This is a genomic window from Micrococcus sp. KRD012 (assembly GCF_017168555.1).
Lineage (GTDB): Bacteria > Actinomycetota > Actinomycetes > Actinomycetales > Micrococcaceae > Micrococcus > Micrococcus luteus.
On record NZ_JABFBB010000022.1, the window covers coordinates 99,007 to 114,174 of the forward strand.

General features: G+C 73.9%; 15 protein-coding genes. 6 read left to right on the forward strand and 9 right to left on the reverse strand.

Annotated elements, in window-relative coordinates; genetic code table 11:
- Positions 1 to 4 precede the first annotated feature (4 nt).
- Positions 5 to 2,464 carry a heavy metal translocating P-type ATPase gene (locus J1M37_RS09755; protein WP_206452521.1) on the forward strand — a complete coding sequence of 820 codons (2,460 nt, stop codon included), beginning with the start codon at positions 5 to 7 and terminating at the stop codon, positions 2,462 to 2,464.
- A gap of 51 nt (positions 2,465 to 2,515) precedes the next feature.
- On the opposite strand, the gene J1M37_RS09760 is transcribed toward J1M37_RS09755, so the two are convergent.
- Positions 2,516 to 2,929 (reverse strand): DUF4259 domain-containing protein, encoded by a 414-nt coding sequence (locus tag J1M37_RS09760; protein WP_036316745.1) that lies wholly within the window; start codon positions 2,927 to 2,929, stop codon positions 2,516 to 2,518.
- A 111-nt stretch (positions 2,930 to 3,040) separates the two neighbouring features.
- Here J1M37_RS09760 and J1M37_RS09765 point away from each other — a divergent pair, with 111 nt between their 5' ends.
- On the forward strand, positions 3,041 to 3,598 hold the full coding sequence (locus J1M37_RS09765) for an SRPBCC family protein (RefSeq protein WP_144819170.1): 558 nt from the start codon (positions 3,041 to 3,043) through the stop codon (positions 3,596 to 3,598).
- Between the two features lie 149 nt (positions 3,599 to 3,747).
- On the opposite strand, the gene J1M37_RS09770 is transcribed toward J1M37_RS09765, so the two are convergent.
- Positions 3,748 to 4,065 (reverse strand): antibiotic biosynthesis monooxygenase, encoded by a 318-nt coding sequence (locus J1M37_RS09770; protein ID WP_206452522.1) that lies wholly within the window; start codon positions 4,063 to 4,065, stop codon positions 3,748 to 3,750.
- Positions 4,062 to 4,502, reverse strand: coding sequence for a hotdog fold thioesterase (locus tag J1M37_RS09775; RefSeq protein WP_020624653.1), 441 nt, complete (start codon positions 4,500 to 4,502; stop codon positions 4,062 to 4,064). The genes J1M37_RS09770 and J1M37_RS09775 overlap by 4 nt, the downstream gene beginning before the upstream one ends.
- A 61-nt stretch (positions 4,503 to 4,563) precedes the next feature.
- Between J1M37_RS09775 and J1M37_RS09780 the strand changes: the two genes are divergently transcribed.
- On the forward strand, positions 4,564 to 5,466 hold the full coding sequence (locus tag J1M37_RS09780; protein WP_206452523.1) for an alpha/beta fold hydrolase: 903 nt from the start codon (positions 4,564 to 4,566) through the stop codon (positions 5,464 to 5,466).
- A 154-nt stretch (positions 5,467 to 5,620) separates the two neighbouring features.
- On the opposite strand, the gene adhP is transcribed toward J1M37_RS09780, so the two are convergent.
- From adhP to J1M37_RS09800, 4 genes are all read right to left on the reverse strand, one after another.
- Entirely contained in the window at positions 5,621 to 6,652 is a 1,032-nt protein-coding gene (adhP, locus tag J1M37_RS09785) for an alcohol dehydrogenase AdhP (protein ID WP_159833581.1), read from the reverse strand.
- Between the two features lie 54 nt (positions 6,653 to 6,706).
- Complete coding sequence (exaC, locus tag J1M37_RS09790; RefSeq protein ID WP_206452524.1) at positions 6,707 to 8,230, reverse strand: acetaldehyde dehydrogenase ExaC; 1,524 nt, start codon at positions 8,228 to 8,230, stop codon at positions 6,707 to 6,709.
- 122 nt (positions 8,231 to 8,352) lie between these two features.
- A complete protein-coding gene (locus J1M37_RS09795) occupies positions 8,353 to 9,780 on the reverse strand; it encodes a helix-turn-helix domain-containing protein (protein WP_206452525.1) in 1,428 nt (475 codons plus the stop codon).
- Positions 9,777 to 10,208 carry a DUF779 domain-containing protein gene (locus J1M37_RS09800; protein WP_036316759.1) on the reverse strand — a complete coding sequence of 144 codons (432 nt, stop codon included), beginning with the start codon at positions 10,206 to 10,208 and terminating at the stop codon, positions 9,777 to 9,779. The genes J1M37_RS09795 and J1M37_RS09800 overlap by 4 nt, the downstream gene beginning before the upstream one ends.
- Positions 10,209 to 10,496: 288 nt before the next feature.
- Here J1M37_RS09800 and J1M37_RS09805 point away from each other — a divergent pair, with 288 nt between their 5' ends.
- Positions 10,497 to 11,060: a GNAT family N-acetyltransferase gene (locus J1M37_RS09805; protein ID WP_049144860.1), complete on the forward strand. Its 564-nt coding sequence runs from the start codon at positions 10,497 to 10,499 to the stop codon at positions 11,058 to 11,060.
- Positions 11,061 to 11,092: 32 nt separating this feature from the next.
- Here J1M37_RS09805 and J1M37_RS09810 read toward each other — a convergent pair whose 3' ends face one another.
- Entirely contained in the window at positions 11,093 to 12,748 is a 1,656-nt protein-coding gene (locus J1M37_RS09810; protein ID WP_049144858.1) for a thiamine pyrophosphate-dependent enzyme, read from the reverse strand.
- Between the two features lie 167 nt (positions 12,749 to 12,915).
- Between J1M37_RS09810 and J1M37_RS09815 the strand changes: the two genes are divergently transcribed.
- Both J1M37_RS09815 and J1M37_RS09820 read left to right on the forward strand, forming a co-directional pair.
- Complete coding sequence (locus J1M37_RS09815) at positions 12,916 to 13,680, forward strand: CGNR zinc finger domain-containing protein (protein ID WP_049144857.1); 765 nt, start codon at positions 12,916 to 12,918, stop codon at positions 13,678 to 13,680.
- Between the two features lie 75 nt (positions 13,681 to 13,755).
- Complete coding sequence (locus tag J1M37_RS09820) at positions 13,756 to 14,733, forward strand: L-lactate dehydrogenase (RefSeq protein ID WP_206452526.1); 978 nt, start codon at positions 13,756 to 13,758, stop codon at positions 14,731 to 14,733.
- A gap of 10 nt (positions 14,734 to 14,743) precedes the next feature.
- Here the strand turns inward: J1M37_RS09820 and J1M37_RS09825 are convergent, their stop codons facing one another.
- Positions 14,744 to 15,145 carry a hypothetical protein gene (locus J1M37_RS09825; protein ID WP_049144854.1) on the reverse strand — a complete coding sequence of 134 codons (402 nt, stop codon included), beginning with the start codon at positions 15,143 to 15,145 and terminating at the stop codon, positions 14,744 to 14,746.
- Positions 15,146 to 15,168: the final 23 nt, after the last annotated feature.

The following is a 15,168-nucleotide window of genomic DNA, read 5'->3' on the forward strand; positions in this document are numbered from 1 at the left end:
CCCCATGACCCACCCCGCCTCCTCCACCCCGGCCGGCCCGCCGGCCGAGACCACCCGCCGCGTCGACCTGGACGTCACCGGCATGACCTGCGCCTCGTGCGTGGGTCGCGTCGAACGCAAGCTGGGCAAGCTCGAGGGCGTCACGGCGTCCGTGAACCTGCCGCTCGAACAGGCGACCGTCACCGCGCCCGCCGGCGTCTCGGACGAGGAGCTCGTGGCCGCCGTCGAGAAGGCCGGGTACGGCGCCACCGTGCGCCGTCCCGCCCCGCCGGCCGGACACGCCGGACACGCCGGGCACGCGCACACCTCCGAGCACGGCGAGGAGCATGCCGCGGACCATGACGGCGTGGACCACCACGACCACATGGCCCACGGTCCGAGTGAGGACGTGCTCAAGCCGCGCCTGATCGGCGCGGCGGTGCTGACGGTGCCGCTCGTGCTGATCTCCATGGTCCCGGCGCTGCAGTTCCCGCACTGGGGCTGGGTCGCGTTCGCCCTGGCGGCGCCCGTGGCGCTGTGGGCGGCGTGGCCGTTCCACTCGGCGGCGTTCCGCGCGGCCCGGCACGGCTCGTCCACGATGGACACCCTCGTGTCCCTGGGCGTGCTCGTCTCCTTCTCCTTCTCGGCCGTGGAGCTGATCCTGGCGCCGGACATGACCGCCCACGTGGGCGGGACCATGGCGGAGATGGCCCACCACAGCCTGTACTTCGAGACGGCCGCGGTCATCACCACGTTCCTGCTGCTGGGCCGCTGGCTCGAGGCCCGCGCCAAGCGGGAGGCCGGCGCCGCGCTGCGGGCCCTCCTGGACCTGGGCGCGGCCCAGGCCACCCTCTACGACCCCGAGACCCACGACGAGCGCACGGTGCCCGCCGAGTCCCTCGCGCCGGGCGACGTCGTGCTGATCCGCCCCGGCGAGAAGGTGCCCACGGACGCCGAGGTGCTCGAGGGCACCTCGGCCGTGGACGCTTCCCTGCTCACCGGCGAGTCCGTGCCCGTGGAGGTCGGCCCCGGGGACGCCCTCACCGGCGCCACCCTGAACACCTCGGGCCGGCTCGTGGCCCGCGCGACGCGGGTCGGCTCGGACACGACGCTCGCCCAGATGGGGCGGCTCGTCTCCGAGGCGCAGACCGGCAAGGCGCGCGTGGCCCGGTTGGCCGACCGCATCTCCGCCGTGTTCGTGCCGATCGTGCTCGGGATCGCCGTGCTGACCTTCGCGGTGTGGATGCTGGTGACCGGCGACCTGCCGTCCGCGCTGCGCGCCGGCGTGGCCGTGCTCGTGATCGCGTGCCCGTGCGCCCTCGGTCTGGCGACCCCGGTCGGCCTGCTGGCCGGCACCGGCCGCGCCTCGCAGCTGGGCATCCTCATCCGCGGCCCCGAGGTGCTCGAGGACTCGCGCACCGTGGACACGATCGTGCTGGACAAGACCGGCACCGTGACCGAGGGCCGCATGGCGCTCGCGGACGTGCTCGTCCTCGACCCCGCTTTCGTGGCCGAAACGGGCGCCTCCCGGAGCGCTTTCGTGGCCGAGACGGCGCCGGACCAGGCCGCCGACGTCCTGCTGACCCTGGCGGCCGCCGTCGAGCGCGGGTCCGAGCACCCGATCGCCCGCGCGATCGTGGCCGGCGCCGAGGAGCGCGGCCTGACCGTGCCCGGCGTGGCGGACTTCGCCTCCACGGCCGGCGGCGGCGTGTCCGGGCTGGTCGCCCTCCCCCACGACGACGGCGCCCTCGGCTCCGGCGCGCACGGCGCCGCCGGCCCGGATCCGGTCCGCGTGGCCGTCGGCCGCGGCTCCGTCCTCGAGACCGCCCTCGACGGCGGCATCCCCGCCGAGCACCGTGCCGCGTTCGAGGCGGCGGAGCAGGCCGGCGCCACGGCCGTGTGGGTCGCGGTCGGCGGCCGCGTGGCGGGCGTCCTGTCCGTCCGGGACACCGTGAAGGACACCTCCGCCGACGCGATCGCCCGCCTGCGGCAGATGGGCCTGCGCCCGCTGCTGGTGACCGGCGACAACGCCGCCGTCGCCGCCCAGGTGGCGGAGGCCGTCGGGATCCCGGCCGAGGACGTGGTGGCCGGCGTGCGCCCCGAGGACAAGGTGGACGTGGTGACGCGCCTGCAGTCCGAGGGCGCCGTGGTGGCCATGGTGGGCGACGGCGTCAACGACGCCCCGGCGCTCGCCGCGGCGGACATGGGCATCGCCATGGGCTCGGGGACGGACGTGGCCCGCGAGGCCGCGCAGATCACCGTGATGGGCGACGACCTGCACCAGGTGGTCCAGGCGCTCGACCTGAGCCGCCGCACCCTGGGGATCATCCGGATGAACCTGTTCTGGGCGTTCCTCTACAACGTGCTCGGCATCCCGGTCGCGGCCCTGGGCCTGCTCAACCCGATGATCGCCGGCGGCGCGATGGCGGCCTCGAGCGTGCTCGTGGTGCTGAACTCGCTGCGGCTCACCCGCTACGCGCGCTGAGCCGGGGCGGGGCCGAGCGCGGGCCGGGTCCACCCCGGCCCGGCCGGCCGGTCAGGGCAGGCATTCGCGGGAGTACTCGAGCCACTGCTCGAGCTCCCCGGACTCCTCCCAGAGCTGGTAGAGCTCGGAGCAGGAGGGCTCGCGGATGACCACGCCGATCAGCTCGCGCAGGGTCTCGACGTCCTCGTCCGAGAACTGGTCGATGAAGGCGGTGAGGTCCACCTCGTCCGTCTCCGCGTGCTCGAGCAGGGCCTCGAGGTCCGCGTGGTCCTCGTTCCGGGCGATCCGCACGAGCGCCCCGAGGGTGAGGAGTGCGGCGCCCTGGCTCGCGGTCAGGTGGCCCTCGTCCTCGTCGCGACGGAAGTTCTTGCGGAACTCGTCCAGGTCGAAGGTGCCGTCGAGGACCTCGTCCACGATGTCCAGCGCGGTGTCGTTCTGGAAGACGTTTCTGCCCCATGCGCCCATGACCTGACCCTAGGCCCGGGGCGGGCCCCCGGCAAGAGTCCTGTGGTGTCCCGCCGAGGGGTGCCGTCGCCTCCGCTTCCGGTGTCCGCGGCGGTTCCTAGACTGGGCGGCATGAGCACCGAGCCGACCCCCTCGTCCGCCACCCCCGAGACCGAGTCCGCCGCCGCGCCGTCGTCGTCCGGGCTGCCGCAGGCCGCCCCGCAGGCGGCGTGGCCCGAGCGCGTGGAGACCGGCGAGCACCAGGTGTCCTACCGGGCCACCGTGGCCGCGCCGGCGCACGAGCTGTGGGCGATGCTCGCGGACCCGCACCGCCATCACGAGGCGGACGGGTCCGGGACCGTGCGGCCGAAGGTGAGCGGGCCGCACCGGCTGGCCGTGGGCGACCGGTTCCGCGTGGCCATGCGGAAGTACGGGGTGCCGTACACGATGACGCTGACCGCCACCGCCGTGGACGAGGACGAGCTCGTGGAGTGGGCCCACCCGGGCGGACACCGGTGGCGCTGGGCGTTCCAGGACAACGGGGACGGCACCACCGAGGTCACCGAGACCTTCGACTACTCGTGGGCCCGGCCGGCCGTGCGCCGTGCGTACGAGCTGCTGCGGGTGCCGGCGGACAACGGGAGGGGCATCCAGTCGAGCCTCACGCGGTTGGCCGGCCGTCACCTCTGAACCGACCCCGTCTCCGTCCGCACTTTCGTTCGGGAAACGGCGGCGTGTCGGGCACTTTCGTTCGGGAAACGGTCGGCCCTCGCGCCGTTTCTCGAACGAAAACGCGCTGACGACCGCCGTTTCCCGAACGAAAGCGGGGGGTGCGGGGGTCAGACGGCGGACCAGTGGGTCGCGGCCGGCAGCTGCGCCAGGTGCGGGGTGACGAGCGCACGCCACGCGAGGAACGAGTCGGACTCGCGGAAGGCCACGGTGTGGTCCTCGAGCGTGCGCCAGCCGATCAGCAGCCGGTAGTGCGCCGGGTCCTCCACCTGCCGGGACAGTGCGAAGGACGTCGCGCCCTTGTCCCGGAACAGCGGCTCGGCCTCGGCGACGGCGGCCTCGAACGCCGCCTCCGCCCCCGCGGCCACGTGCAGCTCCACCGACTCGACGACCGGCCCGGCCGTCGTCGCGTCCTGCCCGGCGCTCACGCGTGCACCCGCGGGCTCGTGGAGTGGCCGGTGAACCAGGCGACGAGCTGGCCGTCCGCCTCGATGCCGACCTCGATCATGCGGTCGCGGCCGAACTCCACCGACTGGCGGGCGGTCGCCACGAGGTGCGCGCCGAGCCTGGCGGGCGCCACGTAGGTGATCTCGGCGCGCCGGGTGACGGGGGCGGCGCCGAAGGTCGCCACGCAGTACGCCAGCGCCGAGTCCGCGAGGTGGAACAGGAAGCCGCCGTGGCAGATCTCGTGGGAGTTCACCATGTCCGCGGTGACGTCGCGGTGCAGCACCACGCGCCCCTCGGCCACCTCGCCGAGGGTGACGCCGTGCTCGCGCACCGCGGGGTCGTTCGCGTAGATCTCCTCGAGGCGGGCGAGGATCTCGTCCCGGCTCTGGCCGGACGAGCTCTGGGGGGTCTCAGTCATGGGCCCATTGTGTCGCAGGTCTGTGTCGCAGGTCGCGCCGCCCCGCGCCTAGGGTGGCGGCGTGACGCAGACCACCTCCACCCTCGTGCGCCTCCGCGCCCGCGACGGCTTCGTGCTCGCGGCCCGCCACTTGGCCCCCATGACGACGCCCCCGGCCTCGCCTGCCGGCACCGTGGTGATCGCCTCGGCGACCGGGGTGAAGGCCACGTACTACCGGCGCTACGCCGAGTTCCTGGCCAGCCACGGGTTCCACGCGGTCACGTTCGACTACCGGGGTGTCGGGGAGTCCCGCGAGCCGTTCGCCGTGGCGCGGCGGGCGCGGTGGGCGGACTGGGGCGCCCTCGACGCGGACGCCGTGCTCGGCTGGGCCCGGACGCGCCTGCCCGGCCCCCTCCTGACGGTGGGCCACAGCTACGGCGGGTTCGGCATCGGGCTCGCGGACGAGGCGCGTCACGTGGCCCGGCACGTGGCCGTCGGCGGGCAGCACGCCCACTGGCGGGACTACCGGGCGCGGCCGGGGAGGGCGCGGATGTGGGCGCGCTGGCACGTGGCGATGCCGGTGATCACGCTGGCCCGCGGGCACTTCCCGGGGCGGCGGCTCGGCTGGCTCGAGGACCTGCCGCGCGGGGTCGCCCTGGACTGGGCGCGCAGCCGCCGCGACTTCACCGCGAGCGCCCGCACCGCCGCCGACCGGGACGAGCTGCGCCGTCGTCTGGCCGCGTTCACGGCGGACGCGCTGATCGTGGCGCCCGTCGACGACGACTTCGGCACCGAAGCCGCCCTCGACCGCGCGGACGCCTACTCGCCGGGTCGGCGGACGGTGCGCTGGCGGGTGCGGCCGGAGGAGCTCGGTGTCGCGGAGATCGGGCACTTCGGACTGTTCCACGCGCGGTTCGCGCCGACCTTCTGGCCGGCCACGCTGGAGTGGCTGCGCGACGGGGTCGCCCCGGACGCGGCCCGCTGAGGCTCGGGCGTCGGGCGCGCTGCGGCCCGCCCCGTCCCCGCGACGACGACGGCGGCCGCCCCGGCCCGGATCTCCGGGTGGGACGACCGCCGTCGCACTGGTGCGCGTGATGTGTCGATACTACCCCGCGCCCAGCGGATGCCCAGGCGGCACGTCAGTCCTGCATCGCGTAGTCGATGACGACGCGGCCCTCGATCTTGCCGTGGCGCATCTCGTCGAACACGTCGTTGATCTCGGTGAGCGGGCGGGTGTGGAACGTCGGGTGGATCTTCCCGGCCGCGTAGAACTCGAGTGCCTCGACCATGTCCTGCCGGGTGCCCACGATCGAGCCGCGGATGGTCAGGCCCTTGAGGACGATGTCGAAGATCGGCGCGGGGAAGTCGCCCGGGGGCAGGCCGTTGAACACGATGGTGCCGCCGCGGCGGGTCATCGCGATGGCCTGGCCGAACGCCTGCGGGTGCACGGCCGTGACGAGCACGCCGTGGGCGCCGCCGATCTTCTCCTGGATCTCCACGGAGGGGTCCGCGACGTTCGCGTTCACGGTCAGCTCCGCGCCGTGCCGGGAGGCGAGCGCCAGCTTGTCGTCCGCGACGTCCACGGCCACCACGCGCATGCCCATCGCCACGGCGTACTGCACCGCGATGTGCCCCAGGCCGCCGATGCCGGAGATCACGACCCACTGCCCGGGCCGCACCTCGGTCTGCTTCAGCCCCTTGTACACCGTGACGCCGGCGCACAGGATCGGGCCGACCTCCATCGGGTCCGCGCCCTCGGGGATCAGGGGCGCGTAGCGGGCGTCCACGAGCATGTACTCGCCGAAGGATCCGTTCATGGAGTAGCCGCCGTTGATCTGCTCCTCGCACAGGGTCTCCCACCCGGTGCGGCAGTACTGGCAGTGGCCGCACGCGCCCCACAGCCACGCGTTGCCGACCATGTCCCCGACCTTGAGGTTCTCGACGTCGGGTCCGACCTCCTCGACGATGCCCACGCCCTCGTGGCCCGGGATGAACGGCGGGGTCGGCTTCACCGGCCAGTCACCCTCCATCGCGTGCAGGTCCGTGTGGCAGACGCCCGAGGAGATGAGCTTCACGAGCGCTTGGTGCTGGCCGGGCGTCGGGCGCTCGACCTCCGTGACGTCGGCCTCTGTGCCGAACTGGGTGACGACGGCTGCCTTCATCGTGGTCATGGGGATCACCTTTCGTGAAGTGGGGAGGGGGGGTCGTGCGGTGCCGGCGTCGGCTCAGAAGAACCCGAGCTTGTCCTCGGAGTAGGAGACGAGCAGGTTCTTGGTCTGCTGGTAGTGGTCGAGCATCATCAGGTGGTTCTCGCGGCCGATGCCGGAGGACTTGTACCCGCCGAACGCGGCGTGGGCCGGGTAGGCGTGGTAGTTGTTCACCCACACGCGGCCGGCCTGGATCGCCCGGCCCGCGCGGTAGGCGGTGTTGCCGTTCCGGGACCACACGCCGGCGCCGAGCCCGTAGAGCGTGTCGTTGGCGATCCGCATGGCGTCGTCGAAGTCGGTGAACGTGGTCGTCGAGACCACCGGCCCGAAGATCTCCTCCTGGAAGATGCGCATCGAGTTGTCCCCGCGGAAGATCGTGGGCTGCACGTAGTAGCCGCCGGCCAGTTCGCCCTCCATCTCGGCGCGGGCGCCGCCGATCAGCACCTCGGCGCCCTCCTGACGGCCGATGTCCAGGTAGGACGTGATCTTCTCGAGCTGGTCGTTGGAGGCCTGGGCGCCCATCATCACGTCCGTGTCGAGGGGGTTGCCGGTCACGATGCGCGAGGTCCGCTCCACGACGGCGTCGAGGAACTTCTCCGCGATCGACTCCTGCACGAGCGCCCGCGACGGGCACGTGCAGACCTCGCCCTGGTTCAGCGCGAACAGGGTGAAGCCCTCCTGCGCCTTGTCCCAGTAGGCGTCGTCGGCCGCCATGACGTCCTCGAAGAAGACGTTGGGCGACTTGCCGCCCAGCTCCAGGGTCACCGGGATGATGTTCTCCGAGGCGTACTGCATGATCAGCCGGCCCGTCGTCGTCTCGCCCGTGAACGCGATCTTGCGGATGCGCGGCGACTGCGCGAGCGGCTTGCCGGCCTCGAGGCCGAAGCCGTTGACCACGTTGACGACGCCGGCCGGCAGCAGGTCCGCGATCAGCTCGATGAACACCATGATCGAGGCCGGCGTCTGCTCGGCGGGCTTGATCACGACGGCGTTGCCCGCGGCCAGCGCGGGCGCCAGCTTCCACACCCCCATCAGCAGCGGGAAGTTCCACGGGATGATCTGGCCGACCACGCCGAGCGGTTCGTGGAAGTGATAGGCGACGGTGTCCTCGTCCACCTGGGACAGGCCGCCCTCCTGCGCGCGGATCGCGCCGGCGAAGTACCGGAAGTGGTCGATGGCCAGGGGAACGTCCGCGTTGAGGGTCTCCCGGACGGCCTTGCCGTTGTCCCACGTCTCCGCGACCGCCAGCATCTCGAGGTGCTCCTCCATGCGGTCCGCGATGCGGTGCAGCACGAGCGCCCGCTCGGCCGCCGAGGTGGCGCCCCAGGCCGGGGCGGCCTTCCAGGCGGCGTCGAGGGCGACGTCGATGTCCTCGGCCGTGCCGCGGGCGACCTCGCAGAACACCTTGCCCGTCACGGGCGTGACGTTCTCGAAGTACTGGCCCTTGACCGGGGGTGTCCACTCTCCTCCGATGAAGTGCTCGTAGCGGGACTTGAACTCGACCTTGGCGCCCTCGGTGCCGGGGAATGCGTAGACGGTCATGGTGCTGGCTCCTTTGCCTGCGGTTGCCTCGACGCCGGGTGGCGCCCTGCCGTGGCCGTGACGCTAGTCACAAGGAGGTTGCACGGAGGTTGCAGCCGGGCGCGGGTGAGGGGCGGGCCGGGTCAGGCCAGGTCCCGCTCGATCCGCTCGAGCGTGGCCACGGCGAGCGCGCGCCGCGGCGAGTCCGTCGGCAGCAGACGCAGGGCGGCGCCCCAGAGCTCGACGTCGTCGCGGGCCTCGGGGCGGCCCAGGTAGGCCCAGAGCTGGTCGACATCCGCGTCCTGGGCGACGGCCTCGCGCAGCGCCTCCCCCAGCTCCGCGCGGATCGAGGCGACACCGGGGGACGCCGACCGCGGCAGCACCGGCCCGGCCGCCGCGTGCAGCGCACGGTCCAGGTCCCCGGCGCGCAGCGCCTCCCGCGCGCACAGCAGGTCCGCGTGCACCTCCCCCACGAGCCGGTACGGCCGGGACAGCAGCTCCACCGGCGCCCCCACGTCCCGCAGCGCCCGGCGGAGTCGATGCACCTCGGCGCGCAGCGAGATGGCACGGGCGGGGGCGTCGCCCGGCGCGGGCCGGGGCCCGGCGGTCTCCTCCGGATACAGCGCGACCTCGAGCTCGGCGCCGGTCAGGCCCGGGCCGTGCCACGCGAGGAGGGTGAGGATCTCGGCGTGTCGGCCGGTGAGCTCGACCCCGTCCAGCGTGGGCGGCAGGTGGCCGGTGACGCGCAGCAGGCCCGCGGCCTCGTCGTGGCGGTGCGGCGCGGCGGCGGGGCTCGGCCCCGGCGAGGCGGACGGCGGAGCCGAGGGGCCCGGCGTCGGGACGGTGCCGCGGGAACGGCCCCGGGACGGGGCGGGCAGGTCCCGCCAGGCGGCGTGCACGGCGTCCACGGTGGCCTGGAGCAGCGGCAGGGCGAGGTGGCTGACGGCGTCCTCGCCGCCCGTGAGGTCCAGGACCCCGACGAGCCGCCCGGTGGCCGGGTCCGTGAGCGGGACGGCCGAACAGCTCCAGGGGTGCACGCGCGGGCTCAGGTGCTCGCCGCGGCTGACCTGCGTGGGGGCGCCGGTCGCGAGGACGATGCCGGGGGCGGAGGTGCCCATGGACGCCTCGGACCAGTCGGCGCCGGCCACGAAGCCCATGGTCTCGGCGTGGCGCACCGCGGTCCGGTCGCCCTCGACCCACAGCAGGTGGCCGCGCGCGTTGCCGATCGCGGCGAGCATCCCGGCCTCGGCCGCGGGCTGGATGAGCATGCGGCGGACCACCGGCAGGGCCACGGCGAGGCGCTGGTCGCGGCGGGCGGCGGCGAGGTCGTCGTCGGAGAGGGTGGCCGGGTCGGTCTGGCCGGGCACCACGGGGGTGAGGGCGCCGAGGGAGCGCAGCCAGGACTCGCGGACCTCCCGGCGCAGCCCCTGGAGGGCGGCGCGCAGGCCCTGGTCCGCGCCGGTCGGAGCGGTGGGCGACGACGGCGCGAGCGACAGGCGGACCGAGGCGAGGGACTCGTGGGCCCGGTCCACGGCGCGTCGGTAGGCGCTGGTGGCGAGGGTCGAGCTCATCCCGAGCCTGCCATCAACCGCGAGCGGATCAGGAACCGCTTGCCCTCGGGCGCCTCGACGGAGAAGCCGGAGCCGCGCCCGTCCACCACGTCCAGGGTGAGGTGGGTGTGCTTCCAGTATTCGAACTGGGCGGCGGACATCCAGAACGGGATCTCCACGGCGGCCTGGTCCCCCTCGGCCGGCAGCGCGAAGGTGCCCAGCAGGACGTCGGCGGCGCCGGTCGTGAAGTCGCCGGCGGGATAGCACATGGGCGCGGAGCCGTCGCAGCAGCCGCCGGACTGGTGGAACATGAGCGGGCCGTGGATCGGGAGGAGTCGGCGGATCAGCTCGAGCGCCGCGGGCGTCATGGCGACGCGGGACACGGTTTCGCCCGGCAGCTCGGGGCGAGCGTCGAGCGCATGCTCCGCCGACGAGGACGGCACGGTCATCGCGACCTCCTGGGGATGGGCGATCGTCGGTCCCCACACCCTAGCCTCGAACGTGATCCACGTCACCCCTGCTCGTGTCGTGGGGGGCGCGGCGGCCCGGGGGCTGTGCCGCGAGCCAGACGTTTCGGCTGCAATCAGGGGCTGATCACGACCGAAACGTCTGGCTCACGGCGCGGGGGGGGCGCGGGGGGGGGGGAAGCACGGGGGCTGGGGCGGGAAAGCACGAGGGCTGGGGCGGCGGGCGGCTCACGCGGCCGCGCCCGGAGTCCACCCCCCTACACTCGGCACATGCGCCCGGACCCCAGCCCGACCGTCGCCGTGGACGGCCTCCTGCTGCGCCCGCTGCGCGCCGCGGACGAGATCGCGGCGCGCGAGGCGGACGCCGAGCTGCATCGGGAGGGCTTCGACTTCCTCCTCGGCGGGGCCACTCGCTCCTTCCCCGCGGTCCGCCGCGCGTTCGCCGCCGAGGCGCGGGGCGACGTCGAGCCCGGCCGCGCGCCCGCCTCCTTCTACGTGGGCGTGGACGAGAACGGTGAGCTGGTGGGCCGGGTGTCCGTGCGGTGGGAGCTGAACGAGGCGCTGCGGCACGTCAACGGACACGTGGGCTATGCGGTGCGCCCCGCGTTCCGGCGGCGGGGCCACGCCGCGCGGCTGCTGCGCGGCGCCCTGACGCTGCTGGCCGCACGCGGGGTGCCCGCCGCCCTGCTCACGTGCGACGAGACGAACACCGCCTCCGTGGCCACGATCCGTGCGTGCGGGGGCGTGCTGCGGGACCGGGTCGAGGCGGACCTCGACGGTGCGCCCTTCCCCGTGCCCCAGCTGCGCTTCGACGTCCCCACGACGGCGGCCTGACCGGAGGGACGGCGGGGACCGCGCCGCCGGCCTCAGTAGGCCTTGACGCGCTGCTCCACGATCAGGTGGATGAGCGCGAACCGGCCCTCCTCCTGGACCGCCTTGAGCGCCGCGTCCACGGCCGCCGGCACGTCCGCGTCCCGCTCCACGCGCACCCCGAAGCCGCCGAACGCCTGGGCCATGGCGGCGAAGTCGGGGTTCTTCAGCTGGGTGCCGGAGACGCGCTCGGGGTACTCGCGCTCCTGATGGGTGCGGATGGTGCCGTACTCCTGGTTGTCCATGACGATCACGAGGGGCTTCGCGCCGTACTGCGCGGCGGTCGCCAGCTCCTGACCGTTCATGAGGAACTCGCCGTCGCCGGCGATGGTCACCACGGTGCGGTCCGGGAAGTTCAGGGACGCGGCCACGGCGCCCGGCACCGAGTAGCCCATGGAGCCGTTGCGGGCCGAGATCATGGCGCGGTAGCCCTCGGTCGGGAAGTACCGGTGCGCCCAGTTGGTGTGCTCGCCCGCGCCGAGGGAGATCATCGAGTCCTTCGGCAGCTTCGGCACCAGGTTGGCCATGAGGGTGGCCATCTTCGCCTGACCCTCGGACGGCTCGGCCGGGGGCAGGGCCGCGAACTTCTCCTGCTCGCCGCGCATGCGGGAGGTCCACTCCTCCCACTCCGGCTTGACCTCGAGCTCCATGCGGACGAGGTCGCGGATGAACACGTCCGGCTTGGCCACGATCTGGTGGGACACGGGGCCGGAGCGGCCGCGCAGGGACGGGTCGATGGTGACCAGGAAGTTCTTCTTGTCCCAGTTCTGGCGGATGGTGAAGCCGTTGGTCACGACGTCGCCCGGCACGGTGCCGACGAACACGATGAGGTCGGTCTCCTCGAGCATGTCGTAGGTCGGCTTCGGGCGACCGTAGCCGATCGGGCCCACGTAGGACGGCGAGGAGAACGGCACGGTGCCCTCGGTGCGCCACTCGGCGGCGGCGGGGATCTTGTGCTCCTCCAGCCACGTCGTCAGGGTCTGCGCACCCTCGTCCGTCCAGTCGTTGCCACCGGTGATGAACAGCGGCTTGCGGGACTCCTTGAGCGCGGCGTGCAGGGACTTCCAGTCCTCCACGGTCATGCCGCCCGGGGCCACGGGGATCTGCGGGTGCAGGTGCGCGTCGATCTCCTGGCGGATCACATCCTCCGGCAGGCCGACGACGACGGGCCCGGGCCGGCCCGAGCTGGCGGCGAACATGGCCTCGGCCACGATCTCGGAGGCGCGCTCCGGGTGGTCCAGGACCATCACGCGCTTCGCACCGGTGCCGAACCAGGCGTGCGGGTCGAACTCCTGGAAGGCCTCGCGGTCGCGGTGCTCGAACGGGATCAGGCCGACGAACAGCACGAGCGCCGTCGAGTCCTGCCACGCGGTGTGCAGGCCGACGTGGGCGTTCGCGGCGCCCGGGCCGCGCGTCACCATGGCGACGCCGGGGACCACGTTCATCTTGCCGTCGGCCTCGGCCATGTACGTGGCGCCGCCCTCGTGGCGGCACACCACGTTCTCGATGCCCGAGTCGTACAGGCCGTCCAGGACGTCCAGGTAGGACTCGCCCGGCACGGAGTAGACGCGCTTCACGCCGTGGGACTCGAGGGTCTTGACGATGACGTGCCCGGCGGAGAGGCGACCGGTCGCCTGGGAGGTCTGGGACATGGAGGTCTCCTGTGCTGGTTCGGGGGCCCCTCCGGCCCCATGGGTGCACCCCGCCGCGCAGACGGGGTCCGTGGGGGTCAGGGTACTGGACGGGACGGCGCCGGAGGCGACCCGATACGCGGCGTGAAGCCGGTGACGGGAGGGCGGGCCCGCCGTACGATTTCCCCATGCTCTCCGCGCCGACGCTCTCCCGCCTCGCCTCCCTGGCCGCGTTCCTGAACACCGCCCCCGGACTGCGGGGCGGTCAGCCGGCCGACGAGCGGTTCACCGCCGCCACGCAGCTGCCCTCCCTCGTCCCTGAACTCCAGGAGGACGAGGTCCGCCTCCGCCTGGCCGCCGCCGCGGCCGTGCGTGGCCGCGAACTCCGCGGCCGTCTGGCCGAGGTCTGGGCCCTCGCCGCCGTGGACGAGGCGGCCGCCGTGGAGCGCGTGAACGCCCTCCTCGCCGCGGCCGGGCCGCTGCGGCTGACGGCCGGGGGCGACGTCGTCGGGCTGGCCCCGGCGCAGGTCCCCGCCGACGCGGTGGAGCGGCTGGCCGCGATGGCCGCCCTCGCGCTGGCGGAGACCGCGATGGACGGCGAGCTGACCCGCCTGCGCGTGTGCGAGGGCGAGGACTGCGAGAACGCGCTCGTGGACGCCAGCCGGAACCGGTCCAAGCGGTTCTGCGACGAGGCCAACTGCGCCAACCGCACCCACGTGCGCTCCTACCGGGCACGGCTGGCCGAGGCGGCGGAGTCCGCCCCCGCGGCGGATCCGGCCGGGCCGGAGGAGGCGGAGGCGCCGGAGGCCGTCGTGGACTCCGAGGCCGCCGCCGACGAGCCCCGCCGGGAGACCAAGAAGGAGAAGAAGGAGCGCAGGAAGGCGGAGAAGAAGGCCCGCAAGAAGGCGGAGAAGAAGGCCGGCAAGAAGAAGTCGGACAAGAAGAAGGACTGACCCGGCCCCACCCGCCGGGGGACGGGGCGGCCTCGTGGTTCCGTCGGCCGACCGGACACCCCTAGCCTGCGAGGCATGAGCGAGCACGCCGCCCCCGCGTCCCTCGGACCCGCCCACCGCAAGGTCGGCGTCGTGGGGGCCGGCGGCGTCGGCACGGCGATCTGCTATGCGGCGCTGATCCGCGGCGTCGCCCGCGAGGTCGCCCTGTACGACATCGACGAGCCCAAGGTCCGCGCCGAGGTCCTCGACCTGGCCCACGGCACCCCGTTCACCTCCGCGTCGGCGATGACCGGCGGCGCGGACCCGGACGTCCTGGCCGGCTGCGAGGTCGTGGTGATCACGGCCGGCGCCAAGCAGAAGCCGGGGCAGACCCGCCTCGACCTCGGCGCGCACAACGTGGAGATCCTGCGCGGCCTGCTGCCCCAGGTGCAGGCGCACGCGCCGGAGGCGCTGATCGTGCTCGTCACCAATCCCGTGGACGTCCTCACGCTGGTGGCCCAGCGCCTCACCGGTCTGCCTGCCGGCCGGGTGATCGGCTCGGGCACCCTCCTGGACACGTCCCGCCTGCGGTGGCTGCTGGCGTCGCGGGCGCAGGTCCACCCGTCGTCGGTGCACGCGGCCATCCTCGGCGAGCACGGGGACACGGAGTTCCCCGCGTGGAGCTCGGCGCGCATCGGCCCGACGCCCATCCTGGAGTGGCCGACGCCGGTCGACCCGCTGTTCACCCGCGCCGACCTGGACGAGGTGGCGGACACCGTGGTGCACGCCGCGTACGAGGTGATCCAGGGCAAGGGCGCCACCACGTACGCGGTCGGCGTGGCCACGACCCGCCTGCTCGAGGCGATCCTGCGCGACCAGCACGCCATTCTGCCGGTCTCCACCGTGCTCGACGGCGTCCACGGGCTCTCGGACGTCGCCCTGTCCATGCCGTCCGTGGTGGGGCGCGACGGCGTCACCCGCGTGATCCAGCCCGAGCTGGACGACGCGGAGATGCGGGCGCTGCACGCCTCGGCGGACGCGCTGCGGCGGGAGGCACGCAGCCTCGGGTTCTGAGGCGCCGGGCTCAGGCGCGGGGGGCGTCGCCTCCGGTGCCGCCCTGCTCGCGGCGCTCGGCGGCGGCCTGGGCGCGGCGGTCGGCGGCGGCCTTGCGGAACATCTCCTCGGAGGAGCGGTTCACACCGGAGCCCTGGGAGAGGTGGTCCGGGTTCTCGCGCGCGGCGAGCTGCAGCATGGCCACCACCACGAGCGAGGTCATGAAGAAGACGCCGAAGGCGATCAGCGCGATGTCGACGCGCAGTGGATTCTGGGTGCCGCCGGAGGCGGTGATGCCGGCGATCACCCCGCCGATCAGGCCGAGCACGGCGGAGAAGACGAGCGGGCCCTTGACCGTGGTGCGCAGACCGCCGCGTGCCGGGCGGCCGGATCCGGCGCGATCGGCGGACGGGCGGGGGGACGGTGCGCTCACGGCGGGACTCCTGACGGCTGGGG

What these genes read in the sequence shown, in the direction of transcription:
- J1M37_RS09755 (WP_206452521.1), top strand. Translation starts at nt 5, where the DNA reads ATGACCCACCCCGCCTCCTCCACCCCGGCCGGCCCGCCGGCCGAGACC.
- J1M37_RS09760 (WP_036316745.1), bottom strand. Translation starts at nt 2,929, where the DNA reads ATGGGCGCATGGGGCAGAAACGTCTTCCAGAACGACACCGCGCTGGAC.
- J1M37_RS09765 (WP_144819170.1), top strand. Translation starts at nt 3,041, where the DNA reads ATGAGCACCGAGCCGACCCCCTCGTCCGCCACCCCCGAGACCGAGTCC.
- J1M37_RS09775 (WP_020624653.1), bottom strand. Translation starts at nt 4,502, where the DNA reads ATGACTGAGACCCCCCAGAGCTCGTCCGGCCAGAGCCGGGACGAGATC.
- adhP (WP_159833581.1), bottom strand. Translation starts at nt 6,652, where the DNA reads ATGACCACGATGAAGGCAGCCGTCGTCACCCAGTTCGGCACAGAGGCC.
- exaC (WP_206452524.1), bottom strand. Translation starts at nt 8,230, where the DNA reads ATGACCGTCTACGCATTCCCCGGCACCGAGGGCGCCAAGGTCGAGTTC.
- J1M37_RS09795 (WP_206452525.1), bottom strand. Translation starts at nt 9,780, where the DNA reads ATGAGCTCGACCCTCGCCACCAGCGCCTACCGACGCGCCGTGGACCGG.
- J1M37_RS09800 (WP_036316759.1), bottom strand. Translation starts at nt 10,208, where the DNA reads ATGACCGTGCCGTCCTCGTCGGCGGAGCATGCGCTCGACGCTCGCCCC.
- J1M37_RS09805 (WP_049144860.1), top strand. Translation starts at nt 10,497, where the DNA reads ATGCGCCCGGACCCCAGCCCGACCGTCGCCGTGGACGGCCTCCTGCTG.
- J1M37_RS09810 (WP_049144858.1), bottom strand. Translation starts at nt 12,748, where the DNA reads ATGTCCCAGACCTCCCAGGCGACCGGTCGCCTCTCCGCCGGGCACGTC.
- J1M37_RS09815 (WP_049144857.1), top strand. Translation starts at nt 12,916, where the DNA reads ATGCTCTCCGCGCCGACGCTCTCCCGCCTCGCCTCCCTGGCCGCGTTC.
- J1M37_RS09820 (WP_206452526.1), top strand. Translation starts at nt 13,756, where the DNA reads ATGAGCGAGCACGCCGCCCCCGCGTCCCTCGGACCCGCCCACCGCAAG.